The 21,707-nt window shown below is 39.5% G+C and carries 14 protein-coding genes; 11 read left to right on the forward strand and 3 right to left on the reverse strand.

The genetic code is table 11. The features are described 5' to 3' along the window. Positions 1-476: 476 nt before the first annotated feature. From RM347_RS25965 to RM347_RS25995, 7 genes are all read left to right on the forward strand, one after another. Positions 477-1,274, forward strand: a complete 798-nt coding sequence (locus tag RM347_RS25965) for an RNA polymerase sigma factor (RefSeq protein ID WP_322717347.1) — start codon at positions 477-479, stop codon at positions 1,272-1,274. Then, positions 1,214-2,833: a tetratricopeptide repeat protein gene (locus tag RM347_RS25970; protein ID WP_322717346.1), complete on the forward strand. Its 1,620-nt coding sequence runs from the start codon at positions 1,214-1,216 to the stop codon at positions 2,831-2,833. The genes RM347_RS25965 and RM347_RS25970 overlap by 61 nt, the downstream gene beginning before the upstream one ends. 159 nt (positions 2,834-2,992) lie before the next feature. Continuing rightward, positions 2,993-3,505 carry a hypothetical protein gene (locus tag RM347_RS25975; protein ID WP_322717345.1) on the forward strand — a complete coding sequence of 171 codons (513 nt, stop codon included), beginning with the start codon at positions 2,993-2,995 and terminating at the stop codon, positions 3,503-3,505. A gap of 244 nt (positions 3,506-3,749) precedes the next feature. Then, positions 3,750-4,496, forward strand: a complete 747-nt coding sequence (locus RM347_RS25980) for a D-Ala-D-Ala carboxypeptidase family metallohydrolase (RefSeq protein WP_322717344.1) — start codon at positions 3,750-3,752, stop codon at positions 4,494-4,496. A 274-nt stretch (positions 4,497-4,770) separates the two neighbouring features. Next, complete coding sequence (locus RM347_RS25985) at positions 4,771-5,931, forward strand: hypothetical protein (protein ID WP_322717343.1); 1,161 nt, start codon at positions 4,771-4,773, stop codon at positions 5,929-5,931. Between the two features lie 423 nt (positions 5,932-6,354). Beyond that, on the forward strand, positions 6,355-10,263 hold the full coding sequence (locus RM347_RS25990) for a hypothetical protein (protein ID WP_322717342.1): 3,909 nt from the start codon (positions 6,355-6,357) through the stop codon (positions 10,261-10,263). Positions 10,264-10,285: 22 nt separating this feature from the next. After that, a complete protein-coding gene (locus tag RM347_RS25995; protein ID WP_322717341.1) occupies positions 10,286-12,091 on the forward strand; it encodes a hypothetical protein in 1,806 nt (601 codons plus the stop codon). Here the strand turns inward: RM347_RS25995 and RM347_RS26000 are convergent. Beyond that, positions 12,088-12,228: a hypothetical protein gene (locus RM347_RS26000; protein WP_322717340.1), complete on the reverse strand. Its 141-nt coding sequence runs from the start codon at positions 12,226-12,228 to the stop codon at positions 12,088-12,090. The two genes, RM347_RS25995 and RM347_RS26000, sit on opposite strands and share 4 nt — an antisense overlap. Before the next feature lie 353 nt (positions 12,229-12,581). On the opposite strand from RM347_RS26000, the gene RM347_RS26005 reads away from it, so the two are divergent. From RM347_RS26005 to RM347_RS26015, 3 genes are all read left to right on the forward strand, one after another. After that, the gene (locus RM347_RS26005; protein ID WP_322717339.1) at positions 12,582-13,379 is read left to right on the forward strand and encodes a hypothetical protein; all 798 of its coding nucleotides are present in this window, start codon (positions 12,582-12,584) and stop codon (positions 13,377-13,379) included. Between the two features lie 533 nt (positions 13,380-13,912). Next, a complete protein-coding gene (locus tag RM347_RS26010; protein WP_322717338.1) occupies positions 13,913-16,873 on the forward strand; it encodes a DUF6603 domain-containing protein in 2,961 nt (986 codons plus the stop codon). Between the two features lie 50 nt (positions 16,874-16,923). Further along, complete coding sequence (locus tag RM347_RS26015) at positions 16,924-18,825, forward strand: hypothetical protein (protein ID WP_322717337.1); 1,902 nt, start codon at positions 16,924-16,926, stop codon at positions 18,823-18,825. 193 nt (positions 18,826-19,018) lie between these two features. Here RM347_RS26015 and RM347_RS26020 read toward each other — a convergent pair whose 3' ends face one another. After that, positions 19,019-19,636 carry a hypothetical protein gene (locus RM347_RS26020; protein WP_322717336.1) on the reverse strand — a complete coding sequence of 206 codons (618 nt, stop codon included), beginning with the start codon at positions 19,634-19,636 and terminating at the stop codon, positions 19,019-19,021. 341 nt (positions 19,637-19,977) lie between these two features. After that, positions 19,978-20,466 carry a hypothetical protein gene (locus tag RM347_RS26025; RefSeq protein WP_322717335.1) on the reverse strand — a complete coding sequence of 163 codons (489 nt, stop codon included), beginning with the start codon at positions 20,464-20,466 and terminating at the stop codon, positions 19,978-19,980. 804 nt (positions 20,467-21,270) lie between these two features. Between RM347_RS26025 and RM347_RS26030 the strand changes: the two genes are divergently transcribed. Then, on the forward strand, positions 21,271-21,648 hold the full coding sequence (locus RM347_RS26030) for an ectoine synthase (protein WP_322717334.1): 378 nt from the start codon (positions 21,271-21,273) through the stop codon (positions 21,646-21,648). Positions 21,649-21,707: the final 59 nt, after the last annotated feature.

Raw genomic sequence — 21,707 nt, forward strand, 5'->3', positions numbered from 1 at the left:
TATACAATTTAAACGCGTATCAGTTTAGCACCAATTGTCCCAAGCTATTGTCTGAGTTCGATTTCAGCAAATAGGGGCATACGGAATCAGGGTGTTGTCAACTAATACTTCTTACGGGTGTTATCTTACCGATACTTCTACCAAACCAGTCGGGAAATTCGTAACCAAATATGTACAAGGGTTTGAGACCAATGTTGTTATGAATATTAGATTTGTCACTTACTAATCTTCTCTTAAGCTTAAACCTCTACAAATTAAGGGTTTTAGATTGTAGATTCTTATCAGGTGACAACTCTATTTTTAATAACTCAAAGCTTGCTGACTATATTCTCCGATCGGACATCTTGTCTGACGAGAGCTTTTCATGCAATGAAAAGGCTAAAAATCAAGCTGTGCCTGGTTTATTGGTCTATTGCAACCCTTTTGGTTTACGTACAACAACACACATAGATTAACATTTTGTCAAAAGAATTATCATGGGTACTCAAGCATTTGCAATCTTGGAAGTGCATAGTTGCAGTGGAAATATAAGTTCAGCTTTTTGGCAGCAATGGGAGCTGAATCAAGACTATCTTTACCGTTGCTGTTTGCGATGGATGGGTGGTAATCATACTGATGCCGAAGACTTGCTCAGTCGAGCGATGCTCAAAGCCTGGGAGAAGGTACGAGAATGTACTGGTGTCATCACCAACTTTAGAGCTTGGTTAACTCGGCTGACTCATAACCTCTGCATAGATATACATCGAGAACGTAATAGGGGTGCAAAGAAAGTTGAGAGTCTGGAAGCGATGACTGTGGGAGAAAACTTTTCACCAGTCTCAATGTTCGAGACTCCCGATGCAGGGCTGATGCGTAAAGAGTTGAGGGCGTTCATCTGCCGTGCCATTGATGACTTACAACCCAGACTGCGCGAGCCATTTGTTCTGCACTTTGTTCAGAACAAATCGTATCAAGACATTGCTCAACATCTCAGGCTCTCCCTAAATAACGTTTATAAGCGAATCCAACAAGCACGAAATATTCTGCAAAAGCATTTGAGAAGGTATTTGTCAGGGTTAGATGATTCTTTGTTAGATTCCTCCAAACCTTCGGGCAAAAGGGAAAAACCTCTGGTGGAGAGATGCTTATTTTATCAAACGATGATATCCGACTCTCAAATAGTCAAGACTATGGAGAGCATTAGTGAGAGAATTAATTATGAGATAACAGCAACATGTCTAAAAACATTGTCTCATACTTGGTATCACTCACCCAGTCCTTTGGTGTGGAGTTAAATTTTTACCTAGTCTTAGACCAAAAGCCAACGCGACAAGAACAGAAGCTGAAAACATTAAATCAGTACGTGCAGCAATATCCTTCTGGATGGAAGAAACGGCTGGAATTGGCTAATCTGCTGTACGCAATAGGTCAGTGGGAACGGGCGGTTGAGGAGTATCGCCAAGTCATTAAGCGGCAACCTCTATTGATTGAGGTGCGGTTGAAATTGGGGAAAATCTTGCAGCTAATTGGACAAGATTCTGAGGCAATAGCGGTTTATGAGAGTGCCTTGCCTCTAGCACAAAATGAGCCAACTCGGCAACATATTCGTGGAGCGATCGCAGTATGTATTGGTGACAGTCAGGGGGCGATCGCGGCTTTTGAGTCTGCGGCAGCCCTTGAACCAGATAACACAGCTCACTGGCTGGCATTGGGGCAGATACACATCGCAAAAGAGGATGCCATCGCGGCTTTGCGAGCCTTTGATGCGGTTTTGTCACTCGACTCAGACGATATTATAGCGCTAATTAACAGCTATGACGCGCTGATGGCGGTGGGTAACGTTCGGGAAGCTGGGCGGCGCTTAAGTAAAGTAGGAGAGTTAGCTCCAGATGATTTCCGACTACTCAAACGACAGATAGATAATCGTTGCCGGATGAGATTAGTATTCGATGACGAGGGCAAGCAGACTAAACAGATGATTAGTTATGCTTTGCGGCTAGCTCCTGGTGCGGCAGCTATTCATGAACTGCTGGCATATTATCACCTTTTCCGGGGCGAGTGGGCCAAAGGTGTAAGGGTGTTGGCAAAGTTTACTCAGGAACACCCAAATAATCCTAGCGGCTGGTATTACTATGGGCGATGCTTGTTCCACACGGGTGAATACCAGCAAGCGGCTCAGGCGATGCTGAAAGTTTATCATCTGTACCCCAAGGATCGTGAAATTTATCGGGCGTTGTGCGAGATTTTGCTGGCTGTAGAGATGACCTTTCCCCCAGACCCTTTTCTGGGAGGAGAGGGGGAAAATACCACTCTTGCTTCGGTAGTGGAGGAAATGCTTGAGCGTTTTGCCGAACACTGGAGTGTTTGGGCAACGGCGGGGCGAGTTCTGGTGGAAGGTTTTCAGGAAATTGAGCGGGGGTGTAGTGTCTCTGCAAAGGGGACACAACTTCAGCCCAATTTGGCGGATAGTTGGTTTCGTCATGGGCGGGTATTGGCACTGGCGGGGAAACACCAGGAAGCCGTGGAGGCCTTGTCACGAGGATGCCAGTTGTTGCCGGAAGCGGGGAGTTATCTGCCATCTGTATCTGCGGCGGTGTGGCTGGGGGAGAGTTATCGGGTGCTGGGAAATGATGCGGCGAGTCGGCAGTGGTGGCAAGAGGCTTGTCAGTTAACAAAGGAATTGATGGAGTTAGATCCGGCTATGGCTTGTTACTGGCAAGGGAGAGCCTTGGAGGGATTAGAGGATGTGAGCGGTGCGATCGAGGCTTATCGAAGTGCTTTGAGTCAGCAGTTGCTCTATCCTGCTCGTGGTGAGGTTGAAAAGGCTTTAAAACGGTTATCAGCTAAAGCGTAAAAGGGTTCTGGTTCTTGATGCTGCTTTTATGGGGAGCGAGTTAGAGACAAAAGACTCTTACTCAAAAAATTCAGAAATCTAACTCTGGAATCGTCTTAAAGGTATAGAACGGAGACACCAGTTCTAATCAATCTTACTTACAACAGAGGATGATTCAATATGAGCAACTCGCCATCAGGAAGACTTTGGGCTATCCAAGAAAATGGAGTTTGGGCACGTTGGGCACCAGAGTATAGTCGGTGGGATATCTTCAGTGAAAATGTCTCGGAAATAGTTGCTGATCCCTCCACGCCGAGTGCTTGTTACTTCATCAACTCAGATGGTAGCGTCCACTGGCGCGATGTTGATGGTAATGCCAACAAGGGGGGCTTTGCAAAGTACGCTCCTACCAACGAGGGCTTTCCTGGCATAACTGCTAAGGCAATCAGTGTCGGAGGAAATAATCGGCTTTGGGCTATCCAAGAAAATGGCGTTTGGGCACGTTGGGCACCAGAGCATAGTCGCTGGGATATCTTCAGTGAAAAAGTCTCGGAAATAGCTGCTGACCCCTCTGTACCGAGTGCTTCTTACTTCATTAATCCAGATGGCAGTGTCCACTGGCGCGATGTCGATGGTAATGTCAACCAAAACTTTCCCGGCATAACTGCCAAGGCAATTAGTGTAGGTAAGTAGTAAACATCAGTCAGGGAGACAACCAGACGCTCTCTGACCGATGTATCTCGTTCAATCTCTCTAGCAATTCGTTGACAATTTATTTAGCTAGGAGATGGCTTGATTAATAGAAATGCAAATGGCGATTGTTGAGCAGGAATTTCAAGATAATTACTCCGTCATCACCTGTTCTAAAAGATATTCAATGTAGCTGTATATCGCCTGAAAACAGTTACTTTTATCTCGAATTTACGCAAGGAGAAAAATGGCAGATATAAACGTTGAAGCGCTGAAAAATTTTGCGAATAGTAAGGCAGAAAAAAAGCTGGCAGCGGCTGATAAAGATTTGGTTCAAGCAATCCAGAATCTGCTAAAAATTAGTAAATACTATACCGGAGAAGCAGATGGCATTGTAGGCAATGGAACATTAGATGCTTTTGCAAAATACAAAAAAGAACATTGGCTAGAGTATCCTGATACACTGGGGGTAACCACTGCATCATCGCTGCTTGAGATTTTAGAAGAGCATCACGGAAGTACCGATCAACCGCAGTCAAGCAGTGGGTCGCAAAGTAATAAGACAGGGCCATCAATGAAGTTGCCTTCAGGGAAAATTGTCTATTCTGACGAGCGCATTATTGACACAATCCCTTTGACATGGGGCGAAGTCACAGCCAAATGTACTAGGGTTCCTGAAAATAAACAAGTTGTTGATAATATTGAAAAAATTGCTCGTGTTTTTGCAGAAGTTCGTGATAAATACGGCTCAACCATTGGCGTAACTAGCGGCTATCGTCCACCAGCAATTAATCGCCAAATTGGAGGAGCAAGAGCAAGTCAACACATTACTGGAAATGCTCTTGATATCTATCCTACGGATAAAAACTTAAAGCGATTGTATGATGTGTGCAAAGCGATTCCAAGCGTAGTCGGCTTAGGCTCAGGAATGCATAAAGGTTTCGTACATATTGATGCTCGTCCAGGCGGTCGCACTTACTGGAATTATCCATAGGTCAAAGTAGAAATATACAGTGACTTTTTATTTGTTTCTATACAAAATTAATGTCGTCGAGACTTTGAAGCCTGAACTCTCTAGCGTTTAGCTTAGATAAAAGCAGTACAGAAAATTTATAGGCTGTAATAACAGAAATTGTTCAAGTCTAAAGTCGGTAAAGTTTCGCTTGATGACTAACGTCATTTAATTTGTCACTGTACAAAAATTCATGTTCTGATCAACACGAGTAATTTGTCAAAAATCAATTTATCTTCACAAGGAGCAGAAGAAGATGGCTATCATTACAGTCAAAAATAAGAATTTTAATCAGTTACCAAGTTATGGTCACGTTTTGGAAGACCACGCAAAAGCAATCTCAGATGTTTGTCAGAAACTTAACTTAATCATTACACTTCGTAACACTGGTACACATAGTTTGGCAAAAATAAAAGAGGGAAATCCGTGTAAAGGACACGACATTTTAGAAAAAACTATCAAGGAGAAAAGTTTAGAAAAATTGAGCGAACAAGAAATAAAAAAATACACTAAATACTTTGGATACGTGGGGGTGTGGAATACGGAAGAGCCACCTAAACCCATTGGTGTAAAAGCATTAGGAGTTCCTAGTAGCGTTGTTGATAGAATTGTTGATCTACAATTCAATGAAATTGGGACAGAAGAATTGAAGTTGATTTTTACTGGTGACTACGATTTACACGATATTGTTCAACCAGCAGGTGCGGCTGGTGCTGGTTCTTTGATAGATATCAAGTCGAAAGTAGTGCGAAACATCCTCAATCAACAAATATGGGCTAAAGATCAGTCTAGAAATACTGCTGCACAGAATTTTTCAGAAAACCAACAATTCTATATCGACCCTACCGTAAAAATACCGAACATAAACGTCCCGCAGATCGATCCTAAGGTGTGGACAGAAAAAGAAACATGGGAAAATCCGTATGCGTTAATCAGGCATGGAGCGCACCGAGATTACTGGACATATGCAGTACAAAAGAGAGAAACATTTGTCTTTGCGGTCATGAAAATGGACAACAATCTAGCAGCATTTGTGGGAGAAGATGCATATATCTTGGAAACTTTCAATGATGTTCAATCTTTTTATAACAAGTACAATATCCCGCGACCTGCCACCTGGGATAAAAGTCTATCTCAGCTGTGGTTAGAGTATGGAAAAGTAATCTATAAAATATGGAGCGAAAATCCGAATAATAAAAACAAGGAGAAAATGTGGATAGCTTTTCTAAATCGAACACAAATAAATTCAAATCCAGAATCTTTGGTTACGATAGACAGCAAATGGTTCACAACAAATATTGGAATAAAAGATCAGCAGAAAACCAAGAGTTTAATCTCAAGTAATAGTAATGATATTTCTACCGAAATTGCAGCAATAAATAAAGATTATGAGGAGCTACAAAAACTAAAAAAATAGTTTAATTAAATAACAAATATACAGTGACTTTTTACTTGTCGCCATACCAACTTAATATCATCGAGGTTGTGAAGTCTGAACTCTCTAGCCTTCAACTCAGAAGCCATACAGGGAACTGATAGGCTGTAACAACAGAAATTGTTGCAAGTCTAAAGCGGGTAAAGTTTCGCTTGATCGCACGAATTTGTCTCAACGTCATTTAATTTATCACTGTACACCACTCCCAACCCATGTCCACCAAGGGCGAGCGTATTCCCTAATGCGACTCGCCATCCCACCTTAAAGGAGCATATCAAGATGAGTGCAAGGCAAATTACATTCCAAGCTTTAACTAGTGTGTAGAAACGTTACCGCGTCAGACACAGCGAAATCAATAGAATGTCCAAAAGTTTATTGTAGGTAAAAAAGCTTACTCGTATTTATATGTCAAGTTATTTTCTTGTGGCTCCGATTGGTATTGAGGCACTGCACATACAGGGTAAAAGTGGCTATCTCTGTGTTGAGCCAATGGCGAATTTTCGCAACCTTCCTTATTGCGATCGCAATTATAATTCCACCCCTGACTTCCAAAAAAATAATCCTAACGCCATCGGCCGAGATGTGCTTTCGGGAACCCCTTATATTAGTGAAAACATTGTCTCACAACCGTTTCAAAATCGAAACTTCTTGTTATCCCCAGGTATTCACTTACACTGGGAGTTACCGAAAGCCCTGAGAACGGGAGAGCATAAAGACCAAAGCTTAAGCTTTCCTACAACTCCGAATTGCTGGTTGGTGATTCGCAAACGTGGAGAAACCATTGAGGCTAAATGGATTGTCGAAAGTGATTATCTTTGTGACACCCAAAACAGAGAAAATACTTCTACCAGTGTTTGTATTCCCTACCCTGCTAATCCCCAACAAGGAAAATATCAGCCATTTCGATATCTTGGCAGACAATTATCGCTAGCAGATTGGTTGAAACATGATAGGCAAGCTGATGAATACTGGGGTAGACATTTAACGGCGATTGGGTATGGCGAACCTGCCTTTGCTGCATTTTACCCCAACTGTTATAGCGTTTTTGGGTGTCACGATAGTGAACCTGGCGACCTCAATTCCAACCTCAGTTATGAGGTTATTGGTTGGCATAGTCAGATAGAGTATGACTATATGCGATCGCTGATTTCAGAATATTTGTCTAAATCTGAGCGTTCGCTAAATCAATTTATTCAAGACAAAATTAAGTGGAAACTAGACCAAGACATAGAAAAAATTCAAACCAGCCTGCAAACACTCTATTATGGCTGTCTCGAATTTCAGCCGCATAATTCTGAGCAAGCCCAAGAAAATAAGCCTGAGTTAGATAGTGTGATTTTGGCAAATAGTGGGACAGAAGCTCTATCTAGCTATATTGCTCACCAAATAGCTCAAAAAGATAACAATCTGTCAAAATTTGATATTGAAAATCAATTAGAGGCAATCCAACTCTTAACATCCCTGAAAGAAGAAGCAGATAACTTAGATAACAAGCTCCAACAAGCGCGTCACGAAAAAGAATTTGTTGCCCACTCATCAGGAATTGTTTGGAATATCGAAAAGATTAAAGCCCAGCAGAACGATTATTTACCAAGTGAGAATTCAAAAAATTTCCTTTTAGACCTACCCTCAGAGATTGCAGACAAGTTAAAACACTTGAATCAACTCCAAGAAAATTATAACACAATACAATACCAACTCGAATCACAAAGACAACAAATTTTTGCAGACTGGTATAAATATTTGATTTGTCTTTATCCCTTTGTAGATGATTTTAATCGCTATCCCTCCCCTCAACTGGTTAAAAATTTTATTTCCAATTCCGAAATCGGCAAATTAAAACATCAGCAAGCTGAGTTTGATAGTCTTAAACCTGACTTGGAAAAATGTCTCACCAATTTAAAGCATGACTTAGACCAGTTGAACAAAAAATCGTTCGCCGAAAATAAATCAGACGCGAAACCTCAAGAATATCAACTCAAATCAGTTCCTGCTCCTCGATACTGGCAGCCTAATGAACCTGTTATTATGGCGGTTTTCAAATTGGAAAAAGAGAAAAATGCTGAGACGAGAGAGAGTGTAATTCAAGATTTTGTAGAGTGTTTCATTTTACATATAGAAGATGAAAAAATCGAGAAATCTCTATTTTATGAAACTTTAGCAACGCACCTCATGGAAAGTATTCAAAAGCGACCAAAGCGCAAACATCAATTTACCCGCGTGTGGCGATCGCAACCTTGGAAACCTTTTTTATTGGAATGGGAAATTCAAATTACTGGCGTTCAAAACCAAAGAAATTATTTCGCCGACTTCATAAAACAGTATTATCAAACCAATGATGCTGTGATTGATTTTCAGCTTAAATTTGGCATCACACAAGATTCAAATACTCAAAAAGATGCGTATAGCGGTCGCAGTATTTTGACCCAGTATGCAGCTGACCAACACAAGCAGCAAATTGAAGCATTTTTCACCCAGAAGAGTTTCTTTTCGCAATTCTGCAAAGATAAATCAATTGAGCCTAATCGCGGATGGTTAGATAAACATATCGAGGATTTAAAAGAATGGATTGCTCAATCAGAAGTACTGAAACCACAAGAACAGTTTTTCAATCGTTTGTTAGAGATAAATGAAAGCTTTAAAGATATACAATGTCTATCCCAAGCTCTTAATGGTTTTAATCAAGCTTTACTCGGTCGCAAGCAAACTCTACAGCTACCCATTGACGACCCGATTGGATTTGAAGGTAATCAACAATTTGTTGAATCAGTCCGTCAAGCTGTCCAAGACAGTATTATTAGCGCTCCACAACCACTGAATTTTTTTAATCCTATTCGTTCGGGTTTGCTGAAAATTTTACGTTTACGTTTAGTTGATACATTTGGTCGAGTCCGCGATTTGAAATGCGATCAAACAATTATCCCAGAGCATCTCAAGACGAGCCTAAGTTTAGAAAATGCAGCGAATTTACCACCTCGTATTGTTCAACCTGCTCGACTTCATTTCCGTTGGCTCTCAGGCAATCCCGATCATATCAACGAAGAAGCATCATCACATCCCAGCCTTAATCCGATTTGCGGTTGGTTATTGCCCGATCGCATAGATCAAACTCTAGAAGTATACAACACTGAGGGATACTCTCTCGGGGAGCTAGAAATTCATCAAGCTGGTTCTCAAAGGTGGCGATCGGCTCCAGGTAGTGAGTTGGCGGTGAAGTCAGTTGATGATATTCCCAATCCCCACCTGAAGCGAGTTGTTAGTTATCTCAACGCAAGTGAAGATCAGTTTTTAGAAAATTTTGTACAATCACTCATCCAAGCTTGTGAGCAAATCGACCTAGAAAGTAGCGATTGCGATCCTTCTTTAGCATTGTTGATGGGTCAGCCAATAGCGGTTGTCCGAGCCTCCCTAAACTTGCAGTTACAAGGTCTACCTGCTATCAATCAAGATTGGGCTATTTTCAAGCGCGAATTAGAAAGTTTTCGGAAGTATGGGAGCGAGACATCTGAACGTCAAACTAATGGTTTTACAAATGTGGAATTTCCCATATATCTCGGAAACCACCAAAGCTTCAGCGATGGCTTAGTAGGATATTGGCAAGAAACCCATAACAATCAAAATATTGTCCTCAGTGAAGTAGTCTACATCCCATTAGAGAATGTTGATACAAACAACGACAAACAGAAAACTGAAAAGATTGTCAAGTGCCGCCAACCTTTATATCAAACTATTCAATCACCACCTCAATTCATCACCGCCTTAATCGATCCCCGTGCCAGCATACAAGCAGTTTCAGGTATTTTACCCACTAAATCTATCCAGATACCCTCAGAATTTTATGCCAATATTATTAACAATATTTCCATCACATTTTTAGCTGCTCCGATACTTTCTGCAAATACAATCTCCATACCTTTAGCAGATGCATTAGATTGCAATTGGTCATGGCTAGAGCAACAAAATTTAAACCAGTGGTTAGAGGTTTCATCTCGTGGTTGGCTTGAGCGCGACCAGTTTATTCAACACTTTAATCAAATCAAATCAGAAATTCAAGGCTCTGATGTTTTGGAGTATTTGCTGAAAGAAGAGATTGGCTGGCTGAACAAAAGTAACGAGATACAATACTTTATCGTTCCGCAAAATAAGCGAAAATGCCAAAAATTATCGCAACCTTACAGCAACTTTCAAAAACACATTGAGATTCTACTAGATAGCCTGGCATATAAAGTGCGATCGACCACAACCGATGCCACATTTTCACCGCAATTAATTCGTGAAGGTTGGCTAAAGCTACAGCATTTTTCACAAGATTAATCATAAAAAAAGGACACTAGTGATGACTGAAGCCGATTTGCAAAACAACTTAGATTTTCGTTTCTATGACCTTTACGACCAAGATAATGTCAATCTTCTTTATATTAATGAGGAACAGCCATCTACTATTTCCATGAAATTGGAGATTAGTAATAAATCAGGAGTAAATCTCGCCTTGGATTGTGTAAAATTAAATAATCAAGAAAACCTAGATGATGCAACAAAAATCGTTTCATCAAGCAATTATCATATTGAGCTAAGATTTAGACCTGGAACATTATCATCATCATCACTCGTACAAATAGACCTAGCTGAATCTAGTAAAGAACGATGGATAATGAGCCGACCAGTCTTTCACGACAATAAGGAATTTTCTTTATATTTCTTACGATGCAAAGACCAATTAGCTTTGGATAAAGACCCTTCATCCGATAAAAATAAAGAATCACTCACTTTACGCGGTTTTGCTGCAAATAGTGCCGGTGGTGCGCGGAATACTAATGTAACTATTAACTACAACGGTTTCAAACAAGATAACGATAACACTCCCATCTCAGGCACAAAGCTGCTAAACCTGACAATTTTGAATCATCGGGGTAAGCGTAATGCACCTTTATCAATTGGCTTTGCAACACACAACACCATTTTGAATAATGGTGAGGCTACTAATGACATCCAACTACAAATTAGTAATATTAGTATTGAAGCCATTGCATTGGCTCAGGATTCAGAATTTATCATTGAGATTGATGCTCAAGCAGAGGATAGGAAAGAACCTTGGGCTGTAGCCAAAAAAGATGAAGCTTCTAATTGTGATGCTACCATTTTGGTCGATAAAAATAATTTGCCAAAGAGTGATAAAAAATCTTGGTATTGGAATGCTGAAATTACTGCCGATAAAAATTCAGAAGAGCCAAGATATACAATTAAAAATCTTTCTAGACAAGTTGGTGACACATACACAGTTAAAAAGGCTATTAGTCAAGCAAAAACCGAGGAAAACGAAAGCTCTAAAAGTACAAATAACCTGACAGAAGAATATTCTTTTCCCCCACAAGAGGATTTAATTATTACAATATCTAATGTCAAGTCATCACTTGCTTCTGGACAAGGACAAATTCGTGTTTACTACAAAAATCTTCCCGGATATGCAGATGGTTATATCGTTCTCAATCTTTATAAAACTCATTTGATTGAGCGAATCATTGAGTCCAAAGAAGAAAAACGGATTGGTATAGGGATTGGCAAATACCCAGAGACAGAACTAGATGTTAAAGGAACTATATCTGCAACGAAAGATTTAAATGTTAAAGGAATAATTTCTGCCGGTTCTTTTGTCGGTGCAAGTGCTGAAGTCCAAGGAAAGGTTATCGCAGAATCCTTTATTGGTAATGGTGCTGTAGTGAAAGGGATGATTGTGATTTGGTATGGCGAGTCAGATAAAGTCCCTGATGGATGGGCTATTTGTAATGGAAAAAATGGTACTCCTGACTTCACAGATAAATTTATTATTGGAGCAGGAAATAAAGAATGGAAAGGCACAGGTGGAAGTTCATCTGTCACCTTAACAGTGGATAATATGCCTCGCCACAAACATAGTGGTAAAACAAGCAGTAATGGTAAACATACTCACGGCTATAACGACACAATGGAAAATGGTAAGAGAGTTGATGATGATAATGATTTTTATGATTGGAAAAGAGAATGGAGTAGAACAGGTGAAGATGGTGAACACCAGCATGACTTTGAAACAGACTGGCAAGGAAACGGAGAAGCATTTAGTATTTTACCTCCCTATATTGCTTTGTTCTTCATTATGAAACTTTAATGTGACTTAAAGGGAAAAATTGCTGGGATACTTCGACTTGTCAGTATTACATCCATCAATTCAAACACGCCATCTTTAGCCTTACCCAAACAATCGTAAACTGCTTGGCGGAATTTTTTTAGTTCTGTCAAAATCATCACATTGATGATTTGAGTTTACACTCATTGACTATACAGCAGTCAGTGTCTCTACTGGCTGCTTTCCTCTTGTCATTTAGTCCAAAGTCCAGACAAAACGTCAGCAATTGTAGAGTGCTTAGTAAATCATCGTTCTGGCTTTTCTTAGCGCCATTCATCTTTGAGGTTATGAAGCGCAACCCACTACCGAACCACTGAATAATTCACAAAATTCAGAATTTATGTTCTCAAATCGTCTATTTAATAGATGAGATGGTAAAAGTCTCAGATTAGGCCAAAATAGGATTTTGTGAGAAATCCGCGTCTATAAGACAAGTGCAGAACAAAACATTGAGATTTACAGGAAACAAAAAATGCAAACTCAAGAATTGCCAAATGTTGACTACAAACAGGCTCAGAATCAATTTTTACTATTATGGAACCAAGAACAATTTGATAAGAATCCGCCAGAGCTTATAGGTAAAAATAAACACCGCATACAACCAAAAGACCTAAAAATAAAACAAGAAAACATATTTTGTGCTGCCCTGGGCAAGAAATTCAATCAAAAAACTCTAGAGGAGAAGAAGCACGAATGGGAAGTTAACGACTCAAGTACATACCCTCAAATCGGGGAAAATATCTCTCATTTGTTTCTCTACGGACACAGTACCTGGAGAACAATCCAAAATAATCAGAATCAGACAGTACGGGGTATTTCTTGCGTACAACATTTTATCTCAGGCGACGAGCTTGGAAAATTTATTGTTAAAATGCTGGGAGGCACAGAAGGCATACAAAACAGGAAGACATTTTTAGTGATCTGGTTGTTAACCTGTTACGGGGCGAGTGAAGACATGAAGACCGACAACAAGGAAATCAACAATGATACTGACACCATATCTGATAAAAGCCCGCAGTCAGACACAGAAACATCACCGATCCTAGCCCAAGCCTTGCTGAACAGCTTTCCCCCAGCAATGGGAAGAACTGTCGTAGCCTACGATAAACCTGTAACAACCAAAACATTGAGTGCTTGCCGGACTTTTGCTGCAACCTATAAAACGGGAATGGATGCGATCAGCAAGCTAGTCGAACACAAAGAAATGCTACAAACCGAGGTGAATTTGAAAATATTTTCGCCGGGAGAGTTGGGGAAGACTTTAGACTAAAGGCAAGCAGTCGCATCCTGGAGAAGTATGGTTTAGCAAACCAAAATTGCCATGTAGGGAGAGCAGGGTAGAAGGCTTGACCTCTGCTTCCCGGCTCTCTGGCCCGCCTTCACAAATAAATTTCTTATCTCATATCTTGCACCTCTACGTACAAACCCAGGTAAGGTAAAACGATGCGCGATAAAGCTACCTCATCTTTATGGGTTTTTATCGGTAAATCAAGGATCTTAGTTTTTACTGAGTAATAAAATTACATCAATTTTTCTTGGTGCAAGATGTGAGTTATCCGAACCGTACTAATTTAACATACTAGCTTGCACCATCTTCACAAACAACGGGTAGCATGGTGTTATAGCCAAGTATGTTAATCAAGTGTTACTTGCAGACAGTCAACAAATCTAAATAATTTATAAATCACGTGAGTAGTTTTTACAAACTATTTCCGTGATTCATAAATTCACTAAAAACCTGATTTAATCTGAACGAACTATTAAGAAATTTAGCTCTAACCAATAATGAACCAATTATAAAAAATGGCGAGTAATAATAAAAGCATTGTTGTGGGCGCTGTAGCCGAAATTGACTTAAAAGGAGAGCAAATACCGCTCTTATTGATGATTAGTTCAGACAATAAAGTTTTTTTGGTAATTGGTTCTCGCAGGTTTGAGTTTTCTCAGCTTTCAGAAGGTTTTAAAGCGAGTTACAAAAACCTCAAAGGTGATGCTTTTAATATAAGTGAACTCCTTGGCGAACTCATTCCTAGCATTGTCAATGAGCTACCTGGCAATCTTAAAGTCAATCTTGAACAAGTGATAATCGCTTACCAAAAGCAAGATAGCACCAAATCTTCCAACAAGCCAGGTCAATCCAAAGACAACTCCACTCTCCTCCTCTCTACCCGCCTCGGTTTTGATATTAACCTCGCTGAACTTCCCCTCATCGGCGACAAAATTCCGACGGAGATTGACTTTAAACTCAAAAGTTTTCAACTTACTTACGTTTCACAAGCTCTTAATAAAGCATCTGTTCAGCCCTTCGCCGACGATCTCAACCTCAACATCGCTCACATTACCAATGACGAGCAGATTGTCCTCACATCAGGACTCAATTTGTGCGCTGAACTCCAAGTCGGTAGTGAGACTCAGTTATTGTCATTACCCCTAAGCCGCCCCCAGAAAAAAACGCCATCTAAATCTCAACAACAGCCCTCTCAAAACCCAAAAAGTCCAGTTCCCTCGGATTCCAAAATAGCGCCAAATAAATCCACCAGCTTATCTACAAACTTCGGTTCAGAGCAAATCGAACTCTGGTTGGAACTTAATAAAGCGATTGGAGCGATCGCCTTTCAAAAAATCGGTGTCCAATATCGACCAAAAGAGTCGGAACTTTGGTTTTTTCTCAATGCTAGTCTCTCGATCGCAGGACTAACCCTTGCTTGCAACAACCTTGGTGTCGGCTCATCTCTGAGCGAGTTTAAACCTAAATTCCGTCTGGATGGCATCTCCATTCATTACAGTGGCAGCAATGCGGTTGAAATTGGTGGAGCTTTCCTCCGCAAAATACGCACCCGCGAAGATGGTATAAACTACGAAGAATATAGCGGTGCAGCTATTATTGGCACCAAGATTAAAGACAAAAAAATCACCCTAACAGCCATTGGCTCCTACACCGAAATTGATGGTGAAGCCTCCCTATTTATCTTTGCACTACTAGACTATCCTCTTGGTGGCCCGCCTATATTTTTTGTCACAGGTCTGGCGGCAGGTTTTGGCTACAATCGAACCCTTAAAGTCCCCGAAACCGTTGAAGCTGTTGCAGATTTTCCCCTAGTCCGCTTGGCTATGGGTGAAAAACCTTCTAAATCTTCTGAGAAAGCCGGGGAACCAGACCTTTTGAGTATTCTTAACGATCTCGGCCCCTACATTCCCCCAGCGCGTGACGAAATGTTCTTTGCTGTTGGGGTCAAATTCACCTCGTTCAAAACTGTCGAGGCTTTTGTCTTACTGATAATTAAACTTGGTAAAAAATTTGAAATTCATATTCTCGGACTAGCAACACTCACTGCACCACCCATGATTGAGGGTGTATCTGACGATATCGAACCTGTAGCAGAAGCACGTCTGGCGATTAGGGCTGTTTTTATTCCTGACGATGGCATCCTCAAAGTTGAAGCAGTTTTAGCTGAAGGTTCTTATATTTTCTCCCGAAAGTGTCATCTTAGCGGCGGATTTGCTTTCTATACCTGGTTTTCCGGCGAACATGAAGGTGATTTTGTACTCACTCTCGGCGGATATCATCCTGACTTCAAAATCCCTGACCATTATCCTCGCGTTCCCCCCGTTCAATTGAGTTGGCGAGTGAATGAGTATCTTTTTATCAAAGGCTCTGCTTACTTTGCCCTCACTCCATCAGCTTTAATGGTAGGTGGAGGCTTAGAAGCTTCTTACCAAAAAGCAAATGTTCAGGCTTGCTTCAAGATTGAAGCTAATTTTCTAGTTGCATGGCAGCCATTCTTTTATACAGCTGATATTTCAGTTGAAATCAGAGCTTCTGCCAAAATTAAATTTATCTTTGAAAAAACAATTTCTCTTAATATTAGAGCAAGTTTATCAATTTGGGGACCCCCGTTTGCCGGACGCGCCCAATTTGAAATAGGCCCAATAAGCATCGAAATCGCATTTGGTGATGGCAGTTATCCTAAGCCAAAAGCACTAAGTTGGTCTGAATTTCAGAAATCTTTGCTACCAGCCCCGGAAAAAGTTTGTAGTATTTCTATCTCTGAAGGTCTGATCAAAAAGTTAGGAGAAGGAAAACAAGAAATTTGGATTGTTAATGCTAAGGAATTGGTTATTGTCACTGAATCAGCTATTCCATCATTATGTGTAGAAATTGCAGATATTAAACAAGACTCAATATCAGATATTTCTCATCCAAATACAGAGATTGGAATTCGCCCAATGGGAGTAAAAGCACAAGAGTTTGAGGCGACATATAAAATTTCAGTTTTTAGAGAGAACACATTAGTTAATCAAGAATTTAAATATGAACCAATTTATAAAAATGTTCCATCTGCTATTTGGAAAGCTTCTACTGGTTCTCTTCCTTACCTACCGCCAGAGCCAAATGAAGAGAAGCTAATGAAACGAAAACTCTGTGGTTTTGAGATTCAACCCGGAGCAAAAGACACACCAGAGGAAACTCCAAAAATAGCTTATGAAAAGCTACTTTCTGATTGTTTCAACGGTAGTCAGTACTACTGGAGCCAGATTTATACGCCAAAATCTTCAGAAAACAAAGATGTAATATCTAAAAATGATGTCAGTTCTAAAGCCATTATGAAATTAGAGCAAGCATTAGAACATAAAATAAACGATAAACGTCGTCAAAACCTGCTAAATAGCTTAAACTTCAACTGCCAACAAAAGGATATTACAATTAGCAAATCTTTTGCAGAGGAATTACTCGGCGATCCTAGCCTAATTTCTCTATTTTAGTTTTCAGGAATTTTATTCCATATATATCTCATAAATATATTCTTTCTGTTATGACTAAAGATAATTACCAAATTCAATTCATCGAAAATCACCTCCCTGATTTAAAGGCAGGTAAATATAGAATTGAAATTTCTCAAGATATCAAAATTCAACAGCCACAGGTACAAGAAACCTATCAGCAAATAAAGACTTTTTATATTGCTAGTGAACGTTTCACGCTACCACTAGAAAGCATTCACTCCGTCTTTCCTCCTGAAAGTAGCCTTGGGGACTATAGTGCAGTGCTGCCCCATATTGTGCTGAATCGTAGTACGCTTCCTTGGGAACGTAAAGTAGGGAGTGATAATAAAGTTCCTTGGTTAGCCTTACTTTTATTTCATGAAACAGATAAACTTGATGAAATAGAAAAGCTTAATTTAAAAGATGCACGGAATGAGCCAAAGTATGAATTAGGCGATCGCTTTCCACCTGAAGCTCAAGAACAGGACGAGAATATCTCTATCATTAAAATTCCTGACGACCTGATTCGAGAAATTATTCCCACTCAAGATGAACTAAAGCTCCTCGCTCATGTTCGGCAAGTTAGCCAAAGAATCGAGTTGGCGGAAAAAATAACTGAACTAGCCGTCATCATCGGCGATCGACTGCCCCAACCTGGGCGCAATATTGTTCATCTAGTTTCTTTAGAGAACTATTTTAAATCAGAGTCTGATAAATCTCAGGCTACCAAGCAGTATCAATATTTTGTTTCCCTAAAAAGCTGGGAGTTTGAATGCAAGGAAGGTGATTCTAAAAATAGATTTCAAAAATTACTGACAAATTTAAACCCCGATCAATCAGGTGCAAATACTCTGCGGCGACCAAAGCAAGGGGCTAACGAGGATGCTGAAAAATATCTTAGTCAGGGATATATTCCAGCTATCCATCACTTACGCAATAGCGAAAAAACGATTTCTTGGTATCGAGGCCCTTTACTTCCAGGTCAAAACCAAGCAAGCATACCATCCGAGAATTTTTCAGATCATAACTCAGATCAATTACTCAGGTATTTTACTGAAATTGATATGTTTGACGTTTCTTATGCCGCAGCCTATCGGCTTGGTCAATTGTTGGCTTTACAAGATAAACGCTTTTCCGTTAGTCTATACAACTGGAAGCGGCAGCAATTGCGGAGTCAGCGCAACAAAATATCACAAGAATTGAAGCGCAATAAAACATCACAAGAATTGGCAATACTGTTCGATCAAACATCTGCTTCATTTTCAGGAAATGTTGCTATACCTGAAGATATAAAAACTTGGTTTAATAATGTTTGGCTGCTCAAAAATATTCCCTTCAATTATCTTGTGCCTGACCCTATGATGCTACCAGAAGAGTCAATGCGGTTTTTCTGGATTGATAATCAATGGTTAAAATGCTTTAGTGATGGAGCATTTGCTCTCGGAAATAACTTTAATCTGCAAAATACACAGACACTACAGTATGTAGATGATCAGAAAAAAGCACTCAACGGTAATCTAAATCGAATCATAACAGGATTCTTTTTACGTTCTATTCTACTTTCAGAATTTCCAGCACTTAAAATCCAGGGTTTTGGTGAAGATAATAAAAATCCTCTTTCTCTTTTAAGAATAGATAATTTATCCGATACAGTTTTGCTCTGTTTGTTTAAAGGTCAAGTGCGGTTGGTCGAAATCAGTGTAGGCGCAGAAATATTACACTTTGGGTTTGAACGCAACGATAAAAATTTTACAAAGATACTACGTGGAGAAACAAAAAAGGAAATTTCATTGAATGATAAATCTTGGAAAAATAAAACACGAAAGATACTGGATATAGTCCAGCTTTCAAATCAACTTAACCTTAATAGCTCTGATACTTATAAGGCTTCTAATTTCCCACTATCAATGGTAGAAGCTAGCCCAAAAATCATCTTTAAGCTATCTTTATAAGAATACAAATAATCAAGTTTTATAAAAACACAAATATATAACTAGCTTCGCAGAACCCGTAGGGTAGCCCTTACTACAAGCAAAAACTTTTATTTGTTGTGACACTTGCGTAAATCCTGAAATAATCAAAAAACCTCTCATATATTTATTATGAGAGGTTTTTCAGTAAGACAATATTCAGAAATTATTCTTACTATTTATCTTCTGAATAAACTACAGCATTAGAATCTTGAATTGCTAATTCAGACTTTGTAGGCTGAGTATTTGATCTGGGTGATAAGGCTGGACGGGAAGAAGCAGGAGCCATCGCTTGCAATGCCGATAAAAAAGCTTTTTGTACTTCTGGATTTTCATCTGTTTGATTATCAGTAAATCCACTAGAAACACCAAAAATCAGACCTTTTAGTTTAAAGAAATCCTTATCTTTACTATCTGTCTTATTATTGTCATCTTCCCAATTTACTGACGCAACAAATATATATTTTGTTGGCTCTTTCTTTATTTCTGGAGGCTGTTCGTACTGTAACGCCTCGATTCTCATGTTAGCATTTGTAATTTTTGTTGCTGCCTTTTTTAAAAAGGGAGAACCAATTTCTTCAATTTTCTCCTTACTGAGTGGGTTTTCTATATCTATGTCCTTGCAGATGGAGTCCATAGCTTCACCAAACGTTCCAAGTTCCAAAGGCTGGTCTAGCGCAATCTTTAAGCCACGCTCTTTAATTTGGTCAATGGGAGTACTGGGAATCAAATTAATTCGTTTCTTATTAATTTCAATGACCGCGCCAACATAAACTTCTTTTGTGTCTGTCATAGTTTTCTCTTGAAAGTAAATAATGTTGAAAGTAAATAATGCATATATGCACTACTATCCTACTCTGCACCAATCTATTGAGGGTAAGTAAACAGCTACTCACCGTTGCTGTAGAAAAAAAAGTGGCTAAGATACTTATTAAATAAAGCTTTCAGTATTAGCCTACAATTTTACTGTTTTACCACGGTGATGTTACACACCTTAAAAAATCAGATGCCTCCGTCGAGCTATTAGTCTGTCAAGACGCTTTTGAAAAGTTGCTATTTCGATAATTTTTTATAAATTCAAAAAAGCAACTAATCAATCATGCCTTGATGGATTACTAGATACTTACACTTCCATTAAAAATTATGCAAGTAATCACCTATGAAACCTTTCAACAAATCTGCTCCTTTGTTGATGATTCCTCCCCAAAGTAGCCCGCCATAATCGTTCCCAGCTTTTTGTATTTTCTTTCCAATATTGGAAAAGGCAGTGGTTTCAATGAAACGATGCTGGTATGGCTTGTTAGCTTTATTCTGGTAGACCAGGAACCGCAACGTTTTGTCATTGTCCTGACCATACTGAAAGGCATCGTCAACCTTGATCTTTCTGCCACCACTAACTAGCGGGTTGCTTGAATTATCTTCTTCAGATTTCTTCAGAAACTCATCTGCATGGCTTGTCTGAATAAACAAACTGCCACTAGCCGGTTTATCAATCACAGTGTAAGGAAGAACTATGAATTGTTCTGAGCGATCAGCCAAATTTTGTTGCCATTTTATAGTTACTGATTCCTTACTTGCTGGATCGAACTTGATGTAGTCATTCTTTTCAACTAAGTTAGACATTGTATTTCCTTGTGATGTGCCTTGATTGATTTTTGTGAGTAACCCATTTCTAGGTCTTATTCTTAAGACGATTCCCAAAGTCAATTTCTGAATTTTTTGAATTAGAACCAATCTCACAATCAGCAGCCACAAAAGCAGTCAGGCTATAGGTTAGTCAATCTTATCCTTTAATTTTCGGCAATCTTTTCGGTTCTTGGCAACTTTTGGTGATCTTGGTTGGGGTAAGGCAGAAGGCAGAGGGCAGACGGCAGAAGGAAGAGGAAGAGGAAGAGGAAGAGGAAGGAAAAATTCCTACAATTGAAGCTCTGCTTGGATTATAGAACATCTGCATCACTTGAAAGCCTTCTTGCAATCGCCCCTTGAAGTCACAAATCCCACGCCCGGATAAGAAAACGTTTTAAAACCTTCTGCCTCCTGCCTTCTGCCTTAAAGTGCGTAACCTTTCATCATCACCAAAATCTGACAAGAACCATCTTTTCCTTCAAGTCATAACAAAGTAAGTTAAAATCTAACAGGTTCAGATTTGCTTTTCAGTAAAAATACTGAGGCAATAAGCAAGTTACCAGATTTAAGGTGGTTACTTGACAGCTAAGGAAAAGGTACAATTTCAAAAATTTTGTTACTAATTATTACAAGCTGGTTGTAAACACATTTTAAACCAAAAAATATTGAAAAATTTATGATTTGTGTAGGTATCGCTGCCTATAAAAAGGTTAGATATTTAAGAAAATTATAACTGAAGGTTCACGATTGAACAAACTTGAATTTAGTTACTCATTTTGAAGGTTTACCAATTCAGAAAAGATGATAATCAGAAAGTTAAACGAAATCATTAATAGTGAAAAAAATGTTGCCTGGGGAAATGGTCAGAGTCGTAGGTTTCTCATTGAAAAAGATGAAATGGGCTACTCACTCACAGATACTATTATCGACGCAGGTACTGAGTCGCTCCTAGAGTACAAAAATCACAGGGAAGCTTGCTACTGCATTGAAGGAGAAGGGGAAGTAGAGGCTGATGGTGTTGTATATCCAATTCAACCTGGAACTATGTATGCCCTTGATAAACATGAAAAACATTATCTAAAAGCTAAGACTACTCTGAGACTAATATGCGTCTTTACTCCTCCTTTAAAAGGGAAAGAATTCCACAGTTTTGTAACTGGACAAAGTTCCCATTACTAAAGTATTCCTCCCGTTCTAGTCATTAAAGATATAAGTTTAAAATTCCTGAATCTCCACAT

Origin of the sequence: Nostoc sp. ChiQUE02, assembly GCF_034531305.2 — a bacterium.
In the GTDB taxonomy this organism is placed as follows: Bacteria; Cyanobacteriota; Cyanobacteriia; order Cyanobacteriales; family Nostocaceae; genus Nostoc.

Bases quoted from the DNA above. Each gene is read 5' to 3' on its own strand.
- RM347_RS25995 (WP_322717341.1), top strand. From the start codon at position 10,286: ATGACTGAAGCCGATTTGCAAAACAACTTAGATTTTCGTTTCTATGAC.
- RM347_RS25990 (WP_322717342.1), top strand. From the start codon at position 6,355: ATGTCAAGTTATTTTCTTGTGGCTCCGATTGGTATTGAGGCACTGCAC.
- RM347_RS26000 (WP_322717340.1), bottom strand. From the start codon at position 12,228: ATGATTTTGACAGAACTAAAAAAATTCCGCCAAGCAGTTTACGATTGT.
- RM347_RS25970 (WP_322717346.1), top strand. From the start codon at position 1,214: ATGTCTAAAAACATTGTCTCATACTTGGTATCACTCACCCAGTCCTTT.
- RM347_RS26010 (WP_322717338.1), top strand. From the start codon at position 13,913: ATGGCGAGTAATAATAAAAGCATTGTTGTGGGCGCTGTAGCCGAAATT.
- RM347_RS26030 (WP_322717334.1), top strand. From the start codon at position 21,271: ATGATAATCAGAAAGTTAAACGAAATCATTAATAGTGAAAAAAATGTT.
- RM347_RS25980 (WP_322717344.1), top strand. From the start codon at position 3,750: ATGGCAGATATAAACGTTGAAGCGCTGAAAAATTTTGCGAATAGTAAG.
- RM347_RS25975 (WP_322717345.1), top strand. From the start codon at position 2,993: ATGAGCAACTCGCCATCAGGAAGACTTTGGGCTATCCAAGAAAATGGA.
- RM347_RS26020 (WP_322717336.1), bottom strand. From the start codon at position 19,636: ATGACAGACACAAAAGAAGTTTATGTTGGCGCGGTCATTGAAATTAAT.
- RM347_RS25965 (WP_322717347.1), top strand. From the start codon at position 477: ATGGGTACTCAAGCATTTGCAATCTTGGAAGTGCATAGTTGCAGTGGA.
- RM347_RS26025 (WP_322717335.1), bottom strand. From the start codon at position 20,466: ATGTCTAACTTAGTTGAAAAGAATGACTACATCAAGTTCGATCCAGCA.
- RM347_RS26015 (WP_322717337.1), top strand. From the start codon at position 16,924: ATGACTAAAGATAATTACCAAATTCAATTCATCGAAAATCACCTCCCT.
- RM347_RS25985 (WP_322717343.1), top strand. From the start codon at position 4,771: ATGGCTATCATTACAGTCAAAAATAAGAATTTTAATCAGTTACCAAGT.
- RM347_RS26005 (WP_322717339.1), top strand. From the start codon at position 12,582: ATGCAAACTCAAGAATTGCCAAATGTTGACTACAAACAGGCTCAGAAT.